This window comes from Marivita sp. (assembly GCF_017643905.1).
In the GTDB taxonomy this organism is placed as follows: domain Bacteria; phylum Pseudomonadota; class Alphaproteobacteria; order Rhodobacterales; family Rhodobacteraceae; genus Marivita.
Genome location: NZ_JAEPMO010000210.1, coordinates 1 through 5571, shown reverse-complemented (window position 1 = coordinate 5571; position 5571 = coordinate 1). Strand labels below are relative to the sequence as shown.

Below are 5571 nucleotides of genomic sequence, written 5' to 3'. Positions count from 1 at the left end.
GCTCTCATGCTGACCTGCGCCATCCAATACCATTCGCACGGCACGCTCGCGCACTTCTGGTGAATACTTGTTCGTTGTCTTCGTCATAATGCTCCATCCTACTCATGAGTTGAAGCCTCCGGCAAACCCGGCGCGGTTCAGTCATCGAAATTCCTTCCTCATTATTCAGCAGATACTTGACCTACGATCGAGCATGAAATACCCCGTAGCGTGTTGCGCGGGCGTTGTGTAATGGTAAGACCTCAGCCTTCCAAGCTGATGATACGGGTTCGATTCCCGTCGCCCGCTCCAGAGACATACCTGAATTCTCTGGTTTCCCCGGAAAATCTAAGACTTTAGCGCGGCAAATCGGCATTTGCGGCGCGTTCGGCTTGACCAGTGCGGTCAGGCCAATGTTTAAGCGGGTGCAGCTGAAAATGGGAACCTGATGGCCGACGCGACACCAATACCCGCGAAGAACGACGAACGCGAGAAGTCCAAGAAGCTTGGATCTCTGGCTGCGCTTTGGCCGTTTGTCGCGCCTTACCGGCTGCTCATGTTCGCAGCGCTCTTTGCACTGAGCGCCACAGCCTGCGTGTCCTTGATCCTTCCGATGGCCGTGCGCCGGGTGGTGGACAATTTCAACACCTCCGACGGGGCGCTGCTGGATCTGTATTTCGCGGCGGCGTTGGGCATTGCGGGTCTGCTCGCCATCGGCACCGCGCTGCGCTACGCGCTGGTCACGCGGTTGGGGGAACGGGTTGTTGCCGATATCCGCAAGGCTGTGTTTGGGCGGGTGATCGGCCTAAGCCCGTCGTTCTTTGAGCGCGTGATGACCGGTGAAGTGCTGAGCAGGATCACCACCGACACCACCCTGATCCTGAGCGTGATCGGGTCGTCCATTTCCATCGCTTTGCGCAACGTGCTGATCTTCTTCGGTGGCATGATCCTGATGCTGTTCACCTCGGCCAAACTGACCGGGATGGTGCTGTTGATCGTGCCTGCGGTGGTCGTGCCGATCCTCGTGCTGGGCCGCAAGATGCGCAAGCTGAGCCGTGAGAACCAGGATTGGATTGCCGCATCGTCTGGCAATGCGTCAGAGGCGCTGCTGTCGGTGCAGACGGTTCAGGCTTTCACGCACGAGGACATTTCGCGCAATGCGTTTGGCGAGGTGACAGAAAAGAGCTTTGACGCGGCCCGTCGCCGGATCTGGACACGGGCGCAGATGACCGCGATTGTGATCTTCCTTGTGTTCACTGGGATCGTCGGCGTTCTGTGGATTGGCGCCACGGACGTTCGAAACGGCACGATGAGCCCGGGTGAGCTGGTGCAGTTCGTAATCTATTCCGTGATGGTTGCGGGGTCGGTCGCGGCGCTGTCCGAGATTTTCGGTGAATTGCAGCGGGCGGCGGGTGCGACCGAGCGATTGGTCGAATTGCTGCATTCCGAAGATACGGTCAACGACCCCGAGATGCCAATGTTGCTGCCGGAACCGGTGCGCGGCGAAATCACGTTTGAGGATGTGCAGTTTGCCTACCCCAGCCGCCCGGGAGTGGCCGCTTTGGATGGTGTGAACCTGCGGATCGCACCCGGCGAAACAGTGGCCGTTGTCGGCCCGAGCGGCGCTGGCAAGACGACGATCATCCAGTTGATCCAGCGGTTCTATGACCCGGACTCGGGCGCGATTTGCCTTGATGGCATGCGGATTGACGCCTTCAACCGCGATGATTTCCGCAAGCATATCGCGCTCGTGCCGCAGGACCCGGTGATCTTTGCGGCCTCTGCCCGCGAGAACATCCGCTTTGGTCGCCCCGATGCGACGGATGAAGAGATTGAAAACGCGGCGAAGGCTGCTGCGGCGCACGACTTTATCGTGGCGTTGCCTGATGGCTATGACAGTTGGCTGGGCGAACGCGGCGTGATGCTGTCGGGTGGCCAGAAGCAGCGGATCGCCATCGCCCGTGCCATTCTGCGGGACGCGCCGGTGCTGCTGCTGGACGAGGCGACCAGTGCCTTGGACGCGGAAAGCGAACGGGCGGTGCAGCGGGCGGTGGATGAGTTGTCCGAAGGGCGCACGACCGTGATCGTGGCGCACCGTTTGGCGACCGTGAAAAAGGCGGATCGGATCATTGTGATGCAAGAGGGTCGTATCGTGGCAACTGGCGCACATGATGCGCTGGTGTCCGAAGATGGGCTCTATGCCCGTCTGGCGCGGTTGCAGTTCACCGACGGCATGGCGGCCGAGTAGAAATTTCGACAAGCAGATCGGCAAGTGTCGGTTTTGGCCATGACAGGTCAGTTCCGACAACGTCACCTTGGCGCCAAACGGCAAACAGGGAGAACGCCATGCAGGTTGGATTTGTGGGATTGGGGGCTGTCGGGGCCAAGCTGGCGGGCACGCTGGCACGCAACGGAGTGGACCTGACAGTCTTTGACCTTGATCCTGCGCGGATCGACCTGCTGGTGTCCCAAGGCGCAAAAGCGGGCACCAGCCCGGCCCAGATCATGCGCGATTGCGAGGTGGTGATCACCAGCCTGCCCAGCCCGGCGGCGTCACAGGCGGTTCTGGATCAGCTTCTGCCGGAAATCGTGCCGGGTAAAATCTGGCTCGAGATGTCGACCACTGATCCCGAAGCGATCAAGGTTCAGGCCAAGGCGGTGCAGGATCGGGGCGGGCGCGCAGCGGACACGCCCGTTTCGGGTGGCTGCCACCGGGCGGCGACGGGCAATATCTCGATCTTCGCAGGCTGCGACCGCGCGACTTTTGAGACGGTGTTGCCGCTTCTGACCTATATGGGGCGTCGCGTCTTGCACACCGGAGAGGTGGGCAGCGCATCTGTGCTCAAGGTGATGACCAACTATCTGGCGACCATCCATCTGGCGAGCCTGTGCGAAGCGATGACCACGATTGCGGCGCATGGCATCGACCTTGGTATCACCTACGAGGCGATCAAGGCGTCGTCGGGTACGTCTTTTGTGCATGAAACTGAAAGCCAGTTGATCCTGTCGGGCAATCGCGACGTGGATTTCACGCTGGATCTGGTGCTCAAGGATATTGGTCTGTTCCAGTCGCTGGCCGATGCCAAGGATGTTCCGCTGGAGTTGTCGCCGCTGCTGATCCAGATCGTGAAGGACGGGCAGGCGCGTTATGGCGACCGGGCGCAGTCGGATCGGTTGATCGAACGGCTGGAGGAAGCCACAGGCCTGTCGATCACGGCACCCGGCTTCCCGACTGAACTCATCGACGACGAACCCGAGGAACGCGGGTCCGAGATCCGCAGAGCGGTCTCGCCTTGATGGTGTGAATGCGCTATCGGCGTCTTTGCATCACAGGAGAGACGCCATGACCGACGAGATCCTTGCCGAGGTTGATCCGCGCGGGCCCCGCCGTGTCATCGGGATCGGCATGCTGCTCATGTTGGGTGGTCTGGTTCTGTATCTTGCTTTCCTGCAACCGCCCGCCAGTCTTGTGTGGCAGGCTTTCCTGATCGGGATGGGGCTGATTTCGCTTTGGATGGCGTACAAGCTGCAGGTGGCGACGACGCGAAAGCTGTTTCTCACCGAAGAGGCGCTGACCGACAGCGAGGGCACGGTGATCGCGCGGGTCGAGGACATCGTCGCAGTCAACCGGGGCGCGTTTGCGATGAAGCCGTCCAATGGCTTTACGCTGAAACTGAAGAACCCGGCGCCACGGGCGTGGCAGCCGGGTTTGTGGTGGCGCGTGGGGCGCCGGGTGGCCGTGGGCGGAGTGACACCGGGGTCACAGGCCCGCCCAATGGCCGATATCATTGCCGTGATGGTGGCACGACGTCAGGCTTGAAGATCAGGTATTCTTTTTCTTGCCTTTGCCGTTGGTCGGCTTGGTGGTGGTCGAAGTACATTCGGTGCTTGCAGCGCCTTCGTCCGCGTTTTCTGCGTTGTTGTTGCAGAGCGAGCCACCGGGTGCATCCTGGTCACCATTGCCCCAGCCGTTGTTCTGCCAGGTCTTGCCGGAGCCATCATTTTCACCTTCGAAGATCACCTGCGATGCAAAGCGCGGGCGGGTGAACGAATAGGTGGTGATGTCGAACCCGTCATTCGCCAGTTGAACCAGCGGCTGATACCAGTCGCGGCTTTCCACGATGATCGTCTGGTCGCCAATGGCAAGGATCGGAAGAACAGGCTTGTACGTTGCCATGTCCGACTGTGTCAGGGCCGGCCAGTCACCACGGGCGACAGACCACACAAGATCGTAGGTCGCGTTGCCGGTGCTTGTACCTGTACCGTTCTTGTTGAACTGGACCACCGAGATCCGCATGTCGACGTCGTCGCCCTGTGCCTGAGCCAGGTGGAACAGGAGGTTCCGGGCATTGTCGACATACGTGTCATCCAGAATCTCGGTTTCCCGCGAGATGATGTCACCGATCGTGTAGTTGGCCTTCTGGTTGATGGCCTGCTGGCGCATCACGTCGAAATACAGCCAAGAGATCGCGAAGATCACGAGCAGAGCCGGAAGGATGATGATTGCCTCAAGCGAAGCATCGCCCTTGGTGTCGCGGATGAACCGCGACACACGTTCATGAATACGAGCAGACATTAGAAGGGCTCCTGTACGAAGGCCGAGAAGGATACGATTGCGGCGTAACCATCGTCGTCTTTGGGCATTGAGGCCGCCACGCTACCGATCGGAGTGATCGGCTTGTACTTGTAGCAGGCGCGAAGCAGCATCAGTTCGTTGGGCTGACCCGGATCGAACTGGCGCAGCGGGCGAATGGGTTCTGCCGAGTCGTAGCAGTCCGCATCGCGCGCCGGTTCCGTCCATTCCCGAAGGCTGAGCGGGATCATTTCGAGCCGCAGCACGTTCTCGCAATCCGTGAGAAGAGTTGTGTTTTCACAGATCATGGTCTTGAGCGTGTCGTGGTCGATGTTTTCACCGGTGCCCAGGCGTACTTCGCGAACCGCGAGATCCAGTCCACGCTCAAGTTGCGTGTGTCGGATCGAGAGGGCACCCACTTCCATACCCGCGACGATCACGGCCAGGAACACCGGCATCCAGATGACGAAGGGGATCGTTACGACAGAGCCGCTTTCGTCCCGCAGGAAGCTGCGGATTTTCTTGGGAGCAAACCGCATCATTGTGTCAACCTCAGCTGGTTAATGGTCCGGGCAATCGCCTGGAACGCGTCGGAGATTTCAAGACCTTCGACCGGGAAGTAGTGAGCCGGAGACGAGGCGCAGTCGCGCATTGCGGCCTGACCTTCATCGGGGGCTTCAAAACCGATTGCGAAGACGGTGATGTCTGCGTCACGAGCGGCCCCACAGATCGTCGATAGACGGCCGTCGGCTTGGTCGCCCGAAACAATCGGGGTGTAGGCGTAATACGCGTTGTAGTACTGGTTGTACGACACGTACCCGTCCAGATAGGGCACCCGGAAGAACTTCTGCCCGAAGGCACGTGTGCCCCAGCGCGCAAAGACTTCCGCGTTGCTCATCCGGCGTGCGCTTGTGCCGCCATCAGGCGTATTGCGATACCGTTGGTCCAACGCATTGTTGCGCTCGTGATCCCAGAAGTAGACATCGCTGGTTGTGCCGCTCAAATCACGCACCAAGTGC

5 protein-coding genes, 1 tRNA gene and 1 pseudogene are annotated in these 5571 nt (G+C 60.1%); 4 read left to right on the top strand and 3 right to left on the bottom strand.

Annotated elements, in window-relative coordinates:
- The first annotated feature begins 217 nt into the window (after positions 1-217).
- The 4 genes from JJ869_RS21600 (at position 218) to JJ869_RS21585 (ending at position 3799) form a co-directional block, all read left to right on the top strand.
- Positions 218-291: transfer RNA gene (locus JJ869_RS21600), tRNA-Gly, on the top strand.
- Positions 292-427: 136 nt separating this feature from the next.
- Positions 428-2227, top strand: coding sequence for an ABC transporter transmembrane domain-containing protein (locus JJ869_RS21595; protein WP_292270644.1), 1800 nt, complete (start codon positions 428-430; stop codon positions 2225-2227).
- Positions 2228-2325: 98 nt separating this feature from the next.
- Positions 2326-3276 carry an NAD(P)-dependent oxidoreductase gene (locus JJ869_RS21590; protein ID WP_292270641.1) on the top strand — a complete coding sequence of 317 codons (951 nt, stop codon included), beginning with the start codon at positions 2326-2328 and terminating at the stop codon, positions 3274-3276.
- A gap of 46 nt (positions 3277-3322) precedes the next feature.
- Positions 3323-3799 (top strand): hypothetical protein, encoded by a 477-nt coding sequence (locus tag JJ869_RS21585; RefSeq protein WP_292270639.1) that lies wholly within the window; start codon positions 3323-3325, stop codon positions 3797-3799.
- 3 nt (positions 3800-3802) lie between these two features.
- Here JJ869_RS21585 and JJ869_RS21580 read toward each other — a convergent pair whose 3' ends face one another.
- The 3 genes and pseudogenes from JJ869_RS21580 to JJ869_RS21570 form a co-directional block, all read right to left on the bottom strand.
- Entirely contained in the window at positions 3803-4555 is a 753-nt protein-coding gene (locus tag JJ869_RS21580) for a hypothetical protein (protein ID WP_292270636.1), read from the bottom strand.
- Positions 4555-5094, bottom strand: a complete 540-nt coding sequence (locus tag JJ869_RS21575) for a pilus assembly protein (protein ID WP_292270633.1) — start codon at positions 5092-5094, stop codon at positions 4555-4557. Before JJ869_RS21575 ends, JJ869_RS21580 begins: the two co-directional genes overlap by 1 nt.
- Positions 5091-5571, bottom strand: a pseudogene (locus tag JJ869_RS21570) (hypothetical protein); the annotation flags it as partial. The gene JJ869_RS21575 and the pseudogene JJ869_RS21570, both read right to left, overlap by 4 nt.